The sequence below is a fragment of the Corallococcus sp. AB011P genome (assembly GCF_003611605.1).
In the GTDB taxonomy this organism is placed as follows: domain Bacteria; phylum Myxococcota; class Myxococcia; order Myxococcales; family Myxococcaceae; genus Corallococcus; species Corallococcus coralloides.
In genome coordinates this window covers 145,933-162,154 of record NZ_RAVX01000013.1, presented here as the reverse complement: position 1 = coordinate 162,154, position 16,222 = coordinate 145,933, and the positions used below count along the sequence as shown (strand labels likewise).

The 16,222-nt window shown below is 70.4% G+C and carries 14 protein-coding genes; 4 read left to right on the top strand and 10 right to left on the bottom strand.

Annotated features, from left to right (window positions below):
* The first annotated feature begins 64 nt into the window (after window positions 1-64).
* Both D7X30_RS27820 and D7X30_RS27815 read left to right on the top strand, forming a co-directional pair.
* A complete protein-coding gene (locus D7X30_RS27820; protein WP_120565999.1) occupies window positions 65-460 on the top strand; it encodes a MaoC/PaaZ C-terminal domain-containing protein in 396 nt (131 codons plus the stop codon).
* Between the two features lie 2 nt (window positions 461-462).
* Window positions 463-945 (top strand): MaoC family dehydratase N-terminal domain-containing protein, encoded by a 483-nt coding sequence (locus tag D7X30_RS27815; protein WP_120565998.1) that lies wholly within the window; start codon window positions 463-465, stop codon window positions 943-945.
* 18 nt (window positions 946-963) lie between these two features.
* Here the strand turns inward: D7X30_RS27815 and D7X30_RS27810 are convergent, their stop codons facing one another.
* The 7 genes from D7X30_RS27810 to D7X30_RS27780 all read right to left on the bottom strand — a co-directional run bounded on the left by D7X30_RS27810 (window position 964) and on the right by D7X30_RS27780 (window position 8,706).
* Entirely contained in the window at window positions 964-1,740 is a 777-nt protein-coding gene (locus tag D7X30_RS27810; protein WP_120565997.1) for a tetratricopeptide repeat protein, read from the bottom strand.
* A gap of 3 nt (window positions 1,741-1,743) precedes the next feature.
* Window positions 1,744-3,591 carry a molecular chaperone DnaK gene (gene dnaK, locus D7X30_RS27805; protein ID WP_120565996.1) on the bottom strand — a complete coding sequence of 616 codons (1,848 nt, stop codon included), beginning with the start codon at window positions 3,589-3,591 and terminating at the stop codon, window positions 1,744-1,746.
* An 18-nt stretch (window positions 3,592-3,609) separates the two neighbouring features.
* A complete protein-coding gene (locus D7X30_RS27800) occupies window positions 3,610-4,923 on the bottom strand; it encodes a J domain-containing protein (RefSeq protein ID WP_120565995.1) in 1,314 nt (437 codons plus the stop codon).
* Between the two features lie 92 nt (window positions 4,924-5,015).
* Window positions 5,016-6,239 (bottom strand): aspartate aminotransferase family protein, encoded by a 1,224-nt coding sequence (locus tag D7X30_RS27795; RefSeq protein ID WP_120565994.1) that lies wholly within the window; start codon window positions 6,237-6,239, stop codon window positions 5,016-5,018.
* Window positions 6,240-6,297: 58 nt separating this feature from the next.
* The gene (gene hslU, locus D7X30_RS27790) at window positions 6,298-7,695 is read right to left on the bottom strand and encodes an ATP-dependent protease ATPase subunit HslU (RefSeq protein ID WP_120565993.1); all 1,398 of its coding nucleotides are present in this window, start codon (window positions 7,693-7,695) and stop codon (window positions 6,298-6,300) included.
* 12 nt (window positions 7,696-7,707) lie between these two features.
* Window positions 7,708-8,235 carry an ATP-dependent protease subunit HslV gene (gene hslV / locus D7X30_RS27785; RefSeq protein ID WP_120565992.1) on the bottom strand — a complete coding sequence of 176 codons (528 nt, stop codon included), beginning with the start codon at window positions 8,233-8,235 and terminating at the stop codon, window positions 7,708-7,710.
* A gap of 81 nt (window positions 8,236-8,316) precedes the next feature.
* The gene (locus tag D7X30_RS27780; RefSeq protein ID WP_233591811.1) at window positions 8,317-8,706 is read right to left on the bottom strand and encodes a DUF1801 domain-containing protein; all 390 of its coding nucleotides are present in this window, start codon (window positions 8,704-8,706) and stop codon (window positions 8,317-8,319) included.
* Window positions 8,707-8,866: 160 nt separating this feature from the next.
* Between D7X30_RS27780 and D7X30_RS27775 the strand changes: the two genes are divergently transcribed.
* Complete coding sequence (locus D7X30_RS27775; RefSeq protein ID WP_147443336.1) at window positions 8,867-10,129, top strand: hypothetical protein; 1,263 nt, start codon at window positions 8,867-8,869, stop codon at window positions 10,127-10,129.
* 84 nt (window positions 10,130-10,213) lie between these two features.
* On the opposite strand, the gene D7X30_RS27770 is transcribed toward D7X30_RS27775, so the two are convergent.
* The 3 genes from D7X30_RS27770 to trmFO form a co-directional block, all read right to left on the bottom strand.
* Window positions 10,214-12,496 (bottom strand): kinesin, encoded by a 2,283-nt coding sequence (locus D7X30_RS27770; RefSeq protein ID WP_120565990.1) that lies wholly within the window; start codon window positions 12,494-12,496, stop codon window positions 10,214-10,216.
* 103 nt (window positions 12,497-12,599) lie between these two features.
* On the bottom strand, window positions 12,600-14,219 hold the full coding sequence (locus tag D7X30_RS27765; protein ID WP_120565989.1) for a PD40 domain-containing protein: 1,620 nt from the start codon (window positions 14,217-14,219) through the stop codon (window positions 12,600-12,602).
* Window positions 14,216-15,580: a methylenetetrahydrofolate--tRNA-(uracil(54)-C(5))-methyltransferase (FADH(2)-oxidizing) TrmFO gene (gene trmFO, locus D7X30_RS27760; protein ID WP_120565988.1), complete on the bottom strand. Its 1,365-nt coding sequence runs from the start codon at window positions 15,578-15,580 to the stop codon at window positions 14,216-14,218. Before trmFO ends, D7X30_RS27765 begins: the two co-directional genes overlap by 4 nt.
* A 228-nt stretch (window positions 15,581-15,808) precedes the next feature.
* On the opposite strand from trmFO, the gene D7X30_RS27755 reads away from it, so the two are divergent.
* Entirely contained in the window at window positions 15,809-16,201 is a 393-nt protein-coding gene (locus D7X30_RS27755) for a TraR/DksA C4-type zinc finger protein (RefSeq protein WP_120565987.1), read from the top strand.
* The last annotated feature ends 21 nt before the right edge of the window (window positions 16,202-16,222 follow it).

Genomic DNA, 16,222 nt, shown 5'->3' with positions numbered 1-16,222 from the left:
CCGCCCCTTCTTCATTTCCGCCAGGCGTCCGCGGACACAGGGATGCGGTAGGCTTCCGCGCCTCATGGCACGCACGTTCCAGGTGGGAGACACCTTCACGCACGTCCGCCAGTGCGACCGGCTGCGGCCGGTGTATTACGCGGGCGCTTCCGGGGACTACAACCCCATCCACATCGACCCGGAGGTGGGCAGGCAGGCCGGCTTCAACGGCGTCATCCTCCAAGGGCTCTGCACGCTGGGCTGGGCGGTGGAGGCGGTGGCCGTCTTCGTGGGAGACCCGGGCCTGGTGCGCCGGGTGAGGGTGCGCTTCTCCCGGCCGGTGCTGCCGGAGGACACCGTCACCTTCCAGGGCCGCGTCACCGCCATCACGGACGGCCGGCTCACCACGGAAGTCACCGCCACCAACCAGCGCGGCGAGCCCGTCCTCCGGGGCGCCGTCGTCGAAACCTCGCTCGGATAGCCATGGCCCTGGACCCCAAGTTCGTAGGCCGTGCTTACGGCCCCTTCACCTATGAGATTGGCCGGGAGAAGCTGCGCGAGTTCTCCCTCATCCTCGGCGGCTCCGTGCCTTCCGCGGGCACCTTCGGCGAGCCCCCGGCGCACGTCAGCCCCCTGCTCTACTCGCAGGAGGCGGCCCAGGCGGGCCCCTACGGCGACGTCATCGCCTTCCCCAGCTTCGCGGTGGTGTTCGCCATCCGCCCCTTCAGCGCCGCCATCGCGGATCCGGAGCTGGGCGTGGACCGCGTGCGGCTGGTGCACGGCGAGCAGGAGCTGGAGTTCCTGGGCGTGATGCGCCCCGGGGACGTGCTCACCACCACGGGCGAAATCACGGAGCTGTACCGCAAGGCCGGGATGGACTTCCTCGTCGTCACCACGGAGACGCGCAACGCGAAGGGCGAGCCCGTGGTGCGCGGCGTGTGGACGGCCGTCATCCGCCCCGGGTGACGCAGAAGCCGCGCGCGCCTACTCGCCGGGGGCGATGATGCCCTCGTCGAGCAGCTGCGCGAGGATGCGCGCGGTGTCCAGGCGCGACATGCCGGACAGCGCGAAGAGGTCGTCGAAGCTCACCGCGCCGTCAATCTGCGCCAGCACGAAGCCCGCGCGGTGGTCCAGGTTGAGCCAGATGATGTCATCCGGTTGCAACCGCACGCGCGGCACGCGGTGCAGGTCCCCCAGCCGCGCCTCCAGCATGAACACCAGGATGCGCTCGCTGCGGTCGCGCAGCGCCTCCACGCGCGGGTTCTCCGGCGCCAGGAACTGGGCCCGGCGCAGGAGCTCCACCGCGCCAGAGTGGTCATCCAGCGCCAGCAGGTCCTCCGCGCCGCGCAGCAGGCTCTCCACCTCCGAGCCCTCCGGCAGCCCGCCCGCGGGCGTGAAGGTGTCCGGCAGCCCGAACTCCTGCGTGCGGTGCGCCTCCGCGATGAGGTCCAACGCGTCGCCGCGCACGCCCGTGCCCTCGGGCAGGCTCACGGATTCACGCAAGGGAACCTCCACCGGACCGGGCTCCGAGGGGCCGGCCCAGGCGCCCCAGTCCGTCTCCAGCTCGGGGCCCGCCAGGTTCCAACCGGTGTCCCCGCCGTGCTCCGCCGGGCCGTCCCGACCCAGCAGCCGGCGCGCGCGCGTGTTGGCCGGATCCAGCTCCAGGGCCCGGGTGAACAGCTTCTCCGCGCCGGCCATGTCGCCACTCAGCCGCAGCAGCAACCCGGCTTCGACCAGCGCCTTGGCCCGGATCGCGTTCATGGGCTACCTCCCCGGCGTTCCGCGCGGGCCCGCCGAGCGCAGCAGCGGCAGGCTCTGGGCCAGGGCCTCGCAGGCCCGGGTGAGCGCGCCCACGTCGTCCGCGCCGCGCGCCTGACGCGCGGAATCCAGGGCGGCCTCCGCGCGGGCGACGACGTCCGGCGACAGGCCTCCGGCCCCGGGCATGAGCCGCACGCGGGAGAGCGCGTCCACCAGGTCGCGGGCCAGGATGTCCAGCTCCACGCGCTTGGCCTTCAGCTCCTCCGTGTTGCGCGCCGCCACCAGCCAGTCGCGCTGCTCGTCCATGATGCGGCGCAGCTCGTCCTCCGTCAGGCCGCTGGACGCGGTGACGGTGATGGACTGGCGCAGGCCCGTGTCGCGGTCTCGCGCGGACACGGACACGATGCCCTCCGCGTTGATGTCGAACGTCACTTCAATCTCCACCTGCCCGCGCGGCGCCTCGCGCAGGCCGGTGAGGAGGAACTCGCCCAAGAGCTCGTTGTGGTGCGCGAGCTCGTGCTCGCCCTGGAGCACCATGATCTTCACCGTGCGCTGGAAGTCCTTGGAGGTGGCGAACACCTCCGTGGCGGACGTGGGCACGGTGGTGTTGCGCGGAATCAGCCGCCGCACGTAGCCGCCGGCGATGGCCACGCCCATGCTCTGCGGCGTGACGTCCAGGAGCAGCAACTCGCTCTGCTGCCCCACCAGCGCGTACGCCTGGATGGCGGCGCCCAGGGCCACGACCTCCTCCGCGTGCACGCCCTTGCACGGCTCGCGGCGGAAGTACTGGCGCACCTGCTCCACGATGCGGGGCATGCGCGACATGCCGCCCACCAGGATGACCTCCTTCAGGTCCGAGGGGCGCACCTTCGCCTCGCCCAGCACTTCCGAGGTGATGCCCACCAGGCGCTCGCCCAGGTCCGCCGTGAGCTCCTCCAGCTTCTCGCGGGTGAGCGTGGACTGCAGGTGCAGCGCGGCGCCTCCGCCCGGCGGCGTGCAGATGAAGGGCAGGTGCACCTGCGCCTCCTTCACCGACGACAGCTCCACCTTCGCCTTCTCCGCGGCGTCCTTCAGCCGCTGCAGCGCCATGCGGTCCTTGCGCAGGTCGATGCCGTGCTCCTTGGCGAAGCCGAACACCATCCACTCGATGATGCGGTGGTCCCAATCCTCACCGCCGAGGAAGGTGTCACCGCCGGTGGCCACCACGTCGAAGATGCCGTTGTTGATCTCCAGCACCGACACGTCGAAGGTGCCGCCGCCCACGTCCAGCACGGCGATCTTCCCGTTCACCGTGCGGCCGAAGCCGTAGGCCAGCGCCGCCGCGGTGGGCTCGTTGATGATGCGCAGGACGTCCAGCCCCGCGATGCGGCCCGCGTCCTTGGTGGCCTGGCGCTGCCCGTCGTTGAAGTAGGCCGGCACGGTGATGACGGCCTGGGTGACGGGCCTGCCGAAGTGCGCCTCCGCGTCCGCCTTCAGCTCCGCGAGGATCATGGCGCTGACCTCCGGCACGGCGAGGTCGCGGCCCGCCAGCCGGATGCGCACGTCGTCGTGCTGGCCGCACACCACCTGGTACGTGAGCGCGCGCAGCGCGTCCTGCACCGGGTGCGAGGAGAACTTGCGGCCGATGAGGCGCTTGGCCGCGGACACCGTCTCCTGCGGGTTGGTGATGGCCTGCCGCTTGGCGATGGCGCCCACCAGCCGCTTGCCGTTCTTCGACACCGCCACCACGGACGGCGTGAGGGGCTGGCCGGTGCGGTTCTTGATGATGATGGGCTGACCGTCCTGCACCGTGGCGACGAGGCTGTTCGTCGTCCCCAGGTCGATGCCGATCAGCGGTTCGGGCTCAGCAGCCATGGGGACGCATGCACCTCATCACGTGAACGTCCAGCGCAGCTTCTTGAGGGCGGCGCGAGCATCGGCGTTGTCGGGGGACAGGCGCGTGACCGCCTCGAAGTGGAGCTTGGCCTGCTTCTTCTGCCCCGCGACCAGGAGCACCTGGGCCAACAGGAGCTGGTAGTCCGCGCGCCCCGGCTTCAGCTCCACCGCGCGCTGCGCGAGCTTCAGCACCTCTTGCGAGTCCTGCGCCAGCTCCCGCCCCACGCGCGCCGCCTGGAAGGCCGCCTCCGGGTGGTCCGCGTTGAGCGACACGGCCAGCCTGTAGGCCGCCTGCGCCCCGGCGAAGTCCCCGCGCATCTCCAGCTCCTGGCCGCGCTCCACCTCCGCCTGCGCGCGTGTCAGGTCGTGCTTGCGGCGCGCCTCCACCAGCAGCTGCGCGACCTCGCGGTTCTTCGCGTCCAGGCCCAGCACGTGGTTGAACTCCTGGTAGGCCCGCTCGAAGTCCCCGCGCGCCGTGGCCGCCTTGCCCCGGGCGATGAGCTCCGTGAGCTTGTGACTGCGCGCCATGTACGGGTGGCGAGCGAGGCGGGCCTGGCGCTCGGCGCGGCGGGCCTCGGACTCCACGTCCTCCGGGGGCGGTGCGGCGGGAGGCGGCACCGCGGCGAACGACTCCGAGGGCGGGCGCGCGCCCGAAGCGGCGGGGGGCGGCACCGCCGCGAAGCTGCTCCCGGACGTCGTCCGCGGAGCCGCGGCGGCCGGAGGAGGCGTCGTCGGGACGCGCGGGGGCGCGTCGGGGGCGCGCGACGGCTCCTGGCGGCTGAGGGCGTTGTGGGCGTCCGTGAGGCGCTTGAAGATGCGCTCCAGCCGGGCGCGGAAGCTGCCCAGGTTCTTGCCGAAGTAGCGGTCCGGGTGGAAGCGGCGTGACGCGTTGTAATACGCCTGCTTCACCTCCTGGGGGCTCGCGCCCCGGGCCACGCCCAGCACCGCGTGGTGGTCCATCTTTTCCAGCGAGCGCTCCATCTCGATGATGTCGCGCTTCTGGTCGGGCTCCAGGTCCACCTCCTCCGACAGGGCGGCGTCCACCACCGGGGCGACGGGCGGAGCGCGCTGCACCACCCGCGCGGGCACGATGGCCCCCTTGGCGCGCAGCGCCAGCAGCACGGCGATGGTGCGCGCCTCGCCCAGCGAGGAGCGGGACAGCACGGCGTCGATGCGCTCGACGCGGCCCACCAACGCCAGCACGGAGCCCTCCTCGGGGCTGAGCTGGAGACGGGCCGGGTCCAGGTGGGGCACCGTGGCGATGTGGTCGGTCCTGCCCCCCAGGCCGACGATGGGGTTGGGCGCGCTCAAGGTGTCAGTTCCGCGGGCTGGCGAATCCCCAAGTGTAGGTGTCCGGGAAGCAGGGCGTCAAACCTCCCGGCACCGCCAAACCGCTCCCCCTTCTACAGCGTGGAGAGGACCCGCTGGAGGATGCCCAGCGCTTCGTCCAGCTCGTTCCGGGTGATGATGAGGGGCGGGGCGAACCGGAGCGTCACCTCCCCGGCCGAGTTCACCAGCAGGCCGGCCTCGCGCAGCTTCGCGATGACGGGGGCGACCTCCCGGTCCAGCTCCACGCCCCAAAGCAGCCCCTGCCCGCGCACGGCCTTGATGCGGCCTTCCGGCAGCGCGGCCTGGAGCGCGCGCGCGCCGGCGAGGAAGTGCTCCCCCTTGGCCCGCACCTCGTCCAGGAAGCCGGGCTGGCGCATCAGCCGCAGCACCACGTTGCCCGCGGCGGCGGACACCAGGTTGCCGCCGAAGGTGGAGCCGTGGGTGCCCGCGGAGAGGCTGCCCGCCAGCTCCTCGCGGCAGAGCATGGCGCCCATGGGCAGCCCGTTGCCCAGCGCCTTGGCGATGCTGATGGCGTCCGGCCGGATGCCGTGGTGCATGAAGCCGAAGGGCTGGCCGGTGCGGCCCATGCCCGTCTGGACCTCGTCCACGAGCAGGAGCAGGCCCTTCTCGTCACAGAGGGCGCGCAGGCCCTGGAAGTAGCCCGGGGGCGCCATGCGCACGCCGCCCTCGCCCTGGATGGGCTCCACCAGGATGGCGGCGGTGGACGGCCCCACGGCGCGGCGCACCGCCTCCAGGTCGCCGAACGGCAGGTGCCGGAAGCCCTGGGGCAGCGGCTCGAAGCCTGCGTGGTACTTCGGCTGGCCGGTGGCGGTGACGGTGGCCAGCGTGCGGCCGTGGAAGCTCTTCTCGAAGGTGAGGATCTCGAAGCGCTCGGGCTGGCCCCGGTCCTTCATCACCTTGCGGGTCAGCTTGATGAGGGCCTCGTTGGCCTCCGCGCCGGAGTTGCAGAAGAACGCGCGCGGCAGGCCCGCCCAGTCGGTGAGCTGCGCGGCCAGGTCTATCTGCGGCTGCGAGTAGAAGACGTTGGAGACGTGCCACAGCGTGTCCAGCTGCGCCTTGGCCGCCGCGACCACCTCCGGGTGGCAGTGGCCCAGCGCGCAGACGGCAATGCCGCCGATGCAGTCCAGGTAGCCCTTGCCATCCGCGTCCCACACCCGCGTGCCCTGCCCGCGCACCAGGGCAATGGGTTGCTGCTTGTAGTTCTGCAGCAGGTGCTGCTTCGCCTTCTGGATGAGGTTCTCGTTACCAGGGGCGGATGCGGGGGACGGCGTTTGCAAGGTGGTCTACCTCTCTCTTCCTGATGACGCGGTGTGACGACGCACGGACCCTAGCGCGCTAGAGGATGTAGCGCGACAAGTCCTCGTCCTGGACGATGGGGGCCAGGCGCTCGCGCACATAGGCAGCGTCCACCTGGAAGTCGCGCGGGCCCATTTCGCTGGCCGTGAACGACACCTCGTCCAGCAGGCGCTCCAGCACGGTGTGCAGCCGCCGGGCGCCGATGTTCTGCGTGCGCTCGTTGGCCTGCTGGGCGATGCGGGCGATCTCCACCACCGCGTCGTCCGTGAAGGACAGGCGCACGCCTTCGGTGCCGAGCAGCGCGGTGTACTGGCGCATGAGCGAGTTCTTGGGCTCGCGAAGAATCCGCACCAGGTCCTCGCCGGACAGCGCCTCCAATTCCACGCGGATGGGGAAGCGGCCCTGGAGCTCCGGGATGAGGTCCGCCGGCTTGGAGACGTGGAAGGCGCCCGCGGCGATGAAGAGCATGTGGTCCGTCTTCACCTGGCCGTACTTGGTGTTGACGGCCGAGCCCTCCACGATGGGCAGGATGTCGCGCTGCACGCCCTCGCGCGAGACGTCCGGGCCCCCGCCACCCTTGCCGCCCTCGCGGCTGGCGATCTTGTCGATTTCGTCGATGAAGACGATGCCGCTGGACTCGGCGCGCGCCACGGCCTCGCGCTGGACGCGGTCCGGATCCACCAGCTTCTGCGCCTCTTCCGCGCGCAGCAACTGGAGCGCCTCCGGCACGCGCAGCTTGCGCTTCCGGGTGTTCTTCATGCCCGGCATGTTCTTGAACAGGTCCTGGAGGTTGACGCCGATCTCCTCCATGCCCTGGCCGCTGAAGTTGCGCATGAAGGTGGGCGAGCTCTCGTTGGTCTCCACCTCCACGGTCTGATCATCCAGCGTGCCGGCGCGCAGCTGGGCGCGCAGCTTCTCCCGCTCGCTGTCGCCCAGCGGCGCGGGCGCGGGGGTGGGCGGCGGCGAGAAGCCGAACGGCGGAGAGGACGTCGTGCGCGCCTGCCCGCCGTTCTTGATGAGCTCCATCAGCCGGTCCTCGGCCAGCTCCTCCGCGCGAGGCTTGACCTTCTCCGTCTCCTCCTCGCGCACGAGCGCGATGGCGGCTTCGACAAGGTCGCGGATCATCGACTCGACGTCGCGGCCCACGTAGCCCACTTCCGTGAACTTGCTGGCCTCCACCTTGACGAAGGGGGCCTGGGACAGCTTCGCCAGGCGGCGGGCGATCTCCGTCTTCCCCACGCCGGTGGGGCCGATCATGATGATGTTCTTCGGGTAGATCTCATCCCGCAGGTCGTCCGGCACCTGCTGACGGCGCCACCGGTTGCGCAGCGCGATGGCGACGGCGCGCTTGGCGTCGTTCTGCCCGACGATGTAGCGGTCCAGCTCGCTGACGACCTCGCGAGGCGTGAAGGCGGACAACTTGCGCGATTCGGCCACGGGGCGGTCCTCTCAGAGCTCTTCGTAGGAGACGTTGGCGTTGGTGTAGACGCAGATGTCCGCGGCGATGGCCATGGCCTGCGTGCAGATGTCGCGGGCGGACAGGTTCGAGTGCGCCTGGAGGGCGCGCGCGGCGGCCAGGGCGAAGTGGCCCCCGCTGCCCACGGCGGCGATGCCGTGGTCCGGTTCGATGACGTCGCCCGCGCCGGACAGGATGAAGGTCTTCTCCTTGTCCGCGACGATGAGCAGCGCCTCCAGGCGGCGGAGGAAGCGGTCGGTGCGCCAGTCCTTGCCCAGCTCCACGCAGGCGCGGGCCAGGTTCTTCTGGTGCTCCTTGAGCTTGGCCTCGAAGCGCTCGAAGAGGGTGAAGGCGTCCGCGGTGCTGCCCGCGAAGCCGGCGAGCACCTGCCCCTCGCCGAGCTTGCGCACCTTGCGCGCCGTGTTCTTCATGATGGTCTTGTCGAGGCTGACCTGGCCGTCGCCCGCGATGACGACCTTTCCGTCGCGGCGAACGCAGAGGATGGTGGTTCCGTGGAACATGTCCGGGGGTTTAACAAGACCACCGGTCCGCGACCCACAAAAACCGCGCGGCTGTCCGCTCCCTCACCCTGCGCAAGGCGCTCAGGTCGCGGTCGCCTTCATCCAGCGGCCCACCAGCTTCACCAGGGCCGCCTTCTTGGCTTTCACCGTCTTCGCGTCCGGCAGCGTCACGACGCCCCGGTCCTTCGCCAGCCACTCCACCAGCCCGGAGTCGTCCTCGAAGGCGAAGCCCTTCGTGTCCTTCACCTTCGCGCCCCGGTGGAGGATGACCTGGAAGATGCCCTTGGGCGCCAGGCGGAACGTCACGCGGTCATCACCCGAGTGCACGAAGCTGGGGGCCTTCCACTTGATGCGCTCGGTGATGCTGTCGTCGGAGGCCAGGATGGCCGCGCGCACGGCTTGAATCTCCGCTTTCAGCGGGTGCTCGAGCTCCGCCATGAACTGATCGACTTCGTCGCCTCGGTTCGCCACGGACTGTCCCCTCTTCGTGGAGTGACTTCCAACCTGTCACGGGTGTGGCCGCTGGGGCCGACACGATGCGTGGCGTCCGTTGACGCGCTTCGACGCTCAATCCTAGCGTCATCGGATGCTCCTCCTGGAAATCATTCAGCTGCTGCCGATGCGATGGATCATGAAGAAGGTCCTCGAGTACGGCTACGAGGAGCTGACGAACATGCTCCAGGGCATCCATCTGGCGGGGCGGATGGTCACGGAGGAGGTGCTCGACGCGGCGCTCGCGGAGCTGGCGAAGCGCAAGAAGCCCAAGCCGCTGAAAAACGGCGTCCCGGAGGGGTTCGTGCCCCGTAGCGCGGTGACCCGGGACATCATCGAGGCGCGCGCGCAGAACATCAGCCTCCAGGAGCTGCACGGCCGGCGCCACCTGATGTTGCTCAACGCCTTCCGGGCATCGCTCACCGCGCTCGACGCAAGGACGCTGATCCAGCTCGAGCGCGCGACGAAGGCGGACAACCGCTCCGTGCCCCTGGCCCGCCGGGGGTTCGAACCGACGAAGGAGGAGAAGCTCGCCCTCATCCAGCGCGAACTGATCCTGCACAACGCCGCGATGTCGCCCGCGCCCAAGGACTACCTGGACACCCTCCGGGCCAAGGTGAAGACCTACCAGTCGCAGGTGCAGGAGCGGGAGACCTTCGGCGCCAAGGTGAGCAGCTTGTTCCAGTCCAGGGAGGCGCAGGAGCGCGGCGCCATCCTGCACGCGGATTCGACCCTGCTCGCCGAGGACTTCAAGAACCGGCTGCAGATCCTCGGGGGCGACCTGGAGCGGCTCTTCGTCGTCCACTACCTCCTGACCAGCGTCAAGACGGGGGACAACCTGGACAAGCTGTCGAAGCGCGACCTGGCCCGGATGAAGAAGTTCCTCGACAACGAGATCCACGACGCGGAGGCCGGTGAGCACGACACCGACCATCTCGAGGAGCTGGCCGGCTTCATCGACGACGAGCTGCTGTTCCGGGACATGGAGCTCGACATCGTCCGGGACGACATCACCATCCTCGACATCATGCGCGACGACTTGCGTGAAGCCATCCAGCACACGGAGCAGGGGCTCGCGAACCTCCAGCCGGGCATGCTCACCTCGTGGAGCGACTACTTCTTCCCCGCCAGCAAGGACCAGAGGGAGAAGTCCGTCGAGGAGGGAAAGCAGCTGCTGGCCAAGGCCAGGACCGGGCTCGCGAGGGTCGAGCGGATGCTCGAGCTGACGAACTCGGCGCGCTACCGGGCGCGCACCGCGCGGGCCCTGCGCATGTTCAACTTCATGCGCACCCGGAAGATTGAGGACATGGTGCGCGAGGAGCAGGAGCGCGCCCTCGCGCAGATCCGGACCGTGCGGATCGAGGACATCCTCGGCGGCGCGGGCGAGGCGGACGGGCAGTAGCGCGCGGGCGCACCTGACATGCTCGGGGAAGCATGGAGTCCTCCCCGAGCCTCGCGAGGTTCGCGTCGCGCCGCGAGCCCCGGCCTACTTCGCGGGCGCCGGAGCGGGCGCGGCGGCCGGGGCCGTCCCCGACGGAGCGGGCGCGCCCGGAAGCTCGGACGGCACCAGCTTGGGCAGCAGCACGCGGCACGCGTCCCCGGACAGCCAGTGGTACGTGCACAGCCACTCCGTGACGGGCACGCGCACCTGCCAGCCCAGCACGAAGAGGATGAGCAGCGTGAGCCCCAGACGGGCCCCCAGCGACATGCTCTCGGTCTCGTCGTCGCCCTGCGTGTGGCGCAGCGCTCCGCGCACCAGGTCCACGTGGTCCACGCGCGCGTTGCTCGGCAGCTTGGGCTTGCGGGTGATGAGCGTCGCCACGCCGCGCGTGAGCATCAGCCGGTCATTGAGCGCCCAGCCGGAGCCCTCCAGGAGCAGCGCCAGGTTGCGCCGCCGCAGCTTCAGCCACCCCAGCAGGCCCGCGGGCGCCATCACCACGATGGCCAGGATGGTCGCCGCGGTGATGACGTCCACCAGAGTGAGTGACTTCACCTGCGTGAGGATGAACGCCAGCGAAGAGCCCAGCGCCGCGAACGCGATGCCGCCCGCCGCGAGCACCCCCGCGATGCCGCCTCCCGCCGGAGCCGCCGCTGGCGCCGCCGCGGCCGCCGGGGCTGGAGCCGCCGTGGGGGGAGGCGCGGTCACCGTCTGCTTGTAGCCGGACTCCAGCGACGCATCGAAGTCCTTCTCCCCGGACGCGGCCAGCCCCTCCACCTTGCTGGTGATGAACGCGCCGATGCGCATGAACGGCATGGTCATCGACTCCCAGAGCGACACGGGCTGGCGGATGACCTGCGTGACGATGGCGTCGCTCTCCTTGCCGTCCACGTCGTAGAACACGCCGCGCTTGCCCACGACGAGCTCCGTGCTGCGGCCGGCGGTGACGGGCACCGCCACCTCGTAGCCGTCCGCGCCGTCGCGGGGCAGCACCTTCACGTAGAGGATGCAGGTGGTCCCCTGCCCCGTCAGCGCCGCGTGCGACGCGCGGTCCGTCACCAGCACGGACAGCGTGTACTTGCGCCCCGCCAGGATGAGCGTGCCCCGCTCCATCAGCGCTCGCCGCTTGGGCAGGTACAGGTTGGGCATGCTGATGAAGTTGTTGGCGAACTGCAGCAGCCAGCGCTGGTACAGCACCAACCGCTCCAGCTCCGCGATGACGTCCAGCGTGGGCTTGAGCGACAGGTCCTCGCGGCTCACCGACTCCAGCGCGTCCAGCTCCTCGTCCGACACCGAGCCCAGCGTGTCCGCCACCGCGTGCAGCGGGCTTGCGTCGCGCTTCGCCTGCCAGCCGAGGATGGCCTCCGCCTTCGCGGACAGCTCGCGCCAGGCCGTGTCCGTCAGCTTCACGCCGTCGCCCAACAGCGGCGTGGCCACCTCCTGGCGGAAGGCCTCCAGTTTCTCGTAGCCGGCGCCGCGGTACAGCCGCGCCCACACCAGCACGCCGCTCGGATCCGGCGGCGCGATGGGCAGCTCGTTCGCGGCCTTCCCCATGGCGCCCAGGTCACCGAGCGCGCCCTCCACGCGGTCCGCGCGCAGGCGCAGGCTGGCGGCGGCCTCCGGCTGCGCGGCCACCAGGCGGCACTGCACGAAATAGCCGTCCAGCAGCGGCGCCACGTCGTGCACGCGCTTCGCCTGCTCCAGGCTCGCCGTGCCCCAGGTGAACACGGCGTCCCTGCCGCCCAGGTGCGCGAGCAGGGCCGTGCGCTCGTCCCGGAAGCGCTTCACCAGGCCCACGTCCACGCCCGCCAGGCCCGCGCGGTTCGTCACCTGCGGGAAGGCCGCGATGATGGACTGCGCCAGGGGCCGCAGCCGCTCCGGCAACGACACCGGCGCGATGAGGCCGTCGCCGTTCTTGCCCGCGTCGCGCAGCGCCTTGTCACTGGTGCGCAGCTGCTCCAGCGACAGACGCGTGGTGTCCGGCGCGTTGAGCGTGCGCAGCACCAGCTCCGCGGCGCCCTTGAGGTTGGATGCCGTATCGGACAGCGCCGAGAGCTCCAGCACGTCGCTGCCGGCGTCCGCGCCCTTGCGGTCCTGGAGCCGCGCCGCCGTCCAGTCCACTGCCGCGCGCAGCTCCTCCACCCGGATGCGGCGGTTGCCGTCCGCGTCCATCAGCGTGAGGAAGTGCGGATCACACGCGATGCCCTCCAGGGGGCACGCGAGCGCCGTCCACTGCGTCGCGGGAATCCTCACCGCTTCGGTGAGGGTGTTGAAATCGGGGATGTCGACCTGGAGCGAGCCGCCGTAGCGGCGATAGACGAGCTGTGCCATTCGGCGCGAGAAGACAGCACACCCCGTCCGGGTGTGCACGCCTCAACATCAGGCCGCGCCCAGGAAGGAAGGCCCGGGCGGCCTCCCTTCCCTGGGTCACCCGCTACTGCGCGGTGGCGACGGCGCTGTACACGCCGGGGTTCTGCCCCTGGCCGATGATGTAGACGGCCCGCGCGTCATCCTTGCCCGCGAAGTACACGGGCACCTGCACGCCCTGGTCGAGCGTCTTTCGCGCCCCCGACTTCACGTCGTAGATGGCCACGTCGTAGGTGTCCGAGTCCATGCGCGCGTACGTCGCGAGCACGCGGGCACCGTCCTCGGAGATCTTGTAGCTGAAGATGCCCTGCAGCCACGTCTTCGCCTCGGCCTGCTTCTCGTTCAGGCCCACGGCCTTGAAGTCACACGCGCGGCCGTTGCGGATGCAGTTGGTGCGGAACACCACCGCGCTGTTGTTCGGCGCGAAGCCGTAACCGAACACGCCCGGCTGCACCTTCTCCGCCTTCTCCTGGCCCAGCGCGTACAGCATCAGGTCCACGGAGAACACCGGCTTCACGAAGCGCGACAGGAACGCCACGTAGCGGCTGTCCGAGCCCCACACGAAGTTGGGCACCCGGTCCCCCACGCGCTTGGGCGCGCCGTCCGGCAGCGCTGCCACGCCCAGGGCGCCCGCGCGCGACGGCTGATCATACTTCTCCAGGTAGGCCACCGCCTTGGAGTCCGGCGCGAACGCCATCTCCTCCACCGCCTCGCCCACCTTGCGCCCCGCGCCTCCGGACGCCGGGCCCACGTACAGGTCGCCCAGCTGCTCCGGCTTGCCGTTCTCCGTGCGCGCCAGCCACTGGCCATCCGGCGAGAAGCTGAAGTTCTTCGAGCCCGTGGCCAGCTTCGTGCCCTTCAGCGCGGGCACGTCCGCGAGGTACAGGTCATACATCCCGCGCACGGCCTCGCTGCGCACCTGGTAAGCCACGTGCTTGCCGTCGGAGGACACCTGGTAGTCGCCCACCTGATCCGCCAGCTTGCGCGGCGCTTCCGTGGAGCCCACCGTCACCGCCGCCAGCCCGCCCGCGGCCGACAGCCGGCGCTTGAAGAGCAGCGTCTTGCCGTCCGGGGTGAACTGCGCGGTGCTCACCTCGCCCGCCACGTCCTGGAACGGCCCCTGCGGCAGCTTGCCCAGCTTCAACGTGCCCGCGTCCACGAAGGCCACGTGCACGCCGTCCGGGGACGGCAGCAGGTAGCTCACCGCCGTGCCCAGCTTCACCGGCTCCGCGGCCGCGTCCGTGAGCGACAGCACGTTCAATTCGCCGGACTGCGAGGCCGGGTTGTAGCCCGTCACGTACAACAGGTGCTTCGAGTCCTGGGAGAACAGCAGGCTGCCCGGCACGTTCGTCACGCCGTCACCCAGCGCGCGCGACTTCCCGCCCGCCGTCGGCACGACGTGCAGCGAGCCCACCAGCATCTGCGGCGGAATGCCGTCCAGCCGGGGCTTCTGCCCGTTCAGCAGGAACGTGGCGAACTGCCCGTCCGGAGACAGGCGCAGGTCCGCCGCGCGTCCCGCCGCGAGCAGCTGCCCCTGCCCACCCACCACCGCGGTGCCCTTCGCCGCGCTGCGGACCGTGTCCCCCTGCGCGGCGCTGCGCTGGGAGGGCGCGGCGTTGTCCTCGCCCTTCTTGCACCCCGACACCGCCAGCAGGGCCACCAGGCCCAACATCCCGGTTCGCTTCATGCGCTCGTCTGTCCTTCCGTCTGGGCGACAACGCCCGCCAGTGGCAGCCAGGCCGCCAGGTCCTGCTTCGCCCGCGCCGAGTAGGCCGCGCGCTTGTCCGCCTTCTTCATCCGCCCGGACAGCGGCGGGAACAGGCCGTAGATGACGTTGGTGGGCTGGTGCGGGTGATCCGGCGGGTGCGCCTCCCCGGTGAGGTGCCGGTACAGCGAACCCAGCGCCGTCGTGGCCGGGGGCGGCACGAACGCACCGCCCGTCAGCCGCGCGTGCACCGCCAGCGCCACCAGGTAGCCGCACGCCGCGCTCTCCACGTAGCCCTCCACGCCCGTCACCTGTCCCGCGAAGAACACCCGCCGCTCCGTCTTCAACGACAGGTCCTCCGCCAGCAGGCGGGGCGAGTCGATGAACGTGTTCCGGTGGATCTGCCCCATCCGCAGGAACTCCGCATTCTGGAGGCCCGGGATGCACGCGCTGAAGATGCGCTTCTGTTCACCCCAGGTCAGACGCGTCTGGAAGCCCACCATGTTCCACGCCGTGCCCGCCCGGTCCTCCATGCGCAGCTGCACCACCGCGTACGGGTCCGTCCCCGTGCGAGGGTCCTTCAACCCCACGGGCTTCATGGGCCCGTAGGCCAGCGTGTCGTCGCCGCGCTCCGCCATCACTTCGATGGGCAGACACCCTTCGAAGTACTTCGGTTCCTCGAAGCTGTGCGGCACCACCTTCTGGCCCGCCTTCACCTCGTTCACGAAGCGGTAGTACTCGTCCTTCGTCATGGGGAGGTTGAGGTAGTCATCCCCTCCGCCCTTGCCGTAGCGGCTCTGGCGGAAGGCGATGTCCATGTCGATGGAGTCCCCCGACAGGATGGGCGCGATGGAGTCGTAGAAGTAGAGCTTCGTGCCCACGTGGCGCTCCAGGTCCACCGTGAGCGCCTCCGACGTCAGCGGCCCCGTGGCCACCACCACCACGCCGTCCTCCGGCACCTTCTCCACCTCACCGCCCACCAGCTCCACGCCCGCGCCGGACACCAGCCGGGTGGTGATTTCGCGCGAGAAGCCCTCGCGCTCCACCGCCAGCGCGTCACCCGCGGGCACGCGGTGCAGGTCCGCGCTGGAGAGCACCAGCGAACCCAGCGCGCGCAGCTCCGCGTGCAAGAGGCCAATGGCGCTCTCCGGGTTGTCCGAGCGCAGCGAGTTGCTGCACACCAGCTCCGCGAGCGTGTCCGACTTGTGCGCCGGGGAGCGCTTGTGCGGCTTCATCTCGCGCAGCACCACCGGCACGCCACGCCGCGCCAGTTGATACGCGCACTCCGTCCCCGCCAGGCCGCCGCCAATCACCGTCACCCGCTGCTGCTTCACGTCCGACATGCATGCCTCCGGGCCCCCGCACCGGGACCCCAAAGGGCCCTGTTAGCAGAGAGGCCACGCCCTTTCACGTCCGCCCGCCTGCCCCACGTCCCACCATGCGTGCGGAATGGGAGGTGAGGTTTCCCCACCTGGGATCCAACCCTAGGTTTCTCGCGGTCTTCGCTCGGGACGGGAAGCGTCCGAGCGAGCGCCCTTCAACCGCGAATCTGGGATGGGAGTGACGCAGCCATGAGCCGAGCCAACGACTTGTTGAAGATCCGGGGCCTGTTGCAGGAGCGTCGCAGGACGACCGAGACCGCCCAGGCGGGCGCCCGCCGCGAGCTGGCCGCCCTCAAGGATCAGGAGCGTGATCCCGAGTACGAGGAGCAGGCGCAAGCGGAGCTGGCGGACTACACGCTCTCCACGCTCATCGAGGCGCAGCGCCGGGAGATCATGCTCATCGACGCCGCGCTGAGCCGCATGGACAACGACGTGTTCGGTGAGTGCGTGGACTGCGGCAACGAAATCTCGCTGGACCGGCTGGAGGCCATGCCCTTCGCCATCCGCTGTGAAGAGGACGCCGCCGTGCACGAGCAGGAGACGCGGGAGGCCGCGCGCCACGTGGGCAGCCTGTCCCTCTAGCGAAGCCGTCCAAGCGCTCCC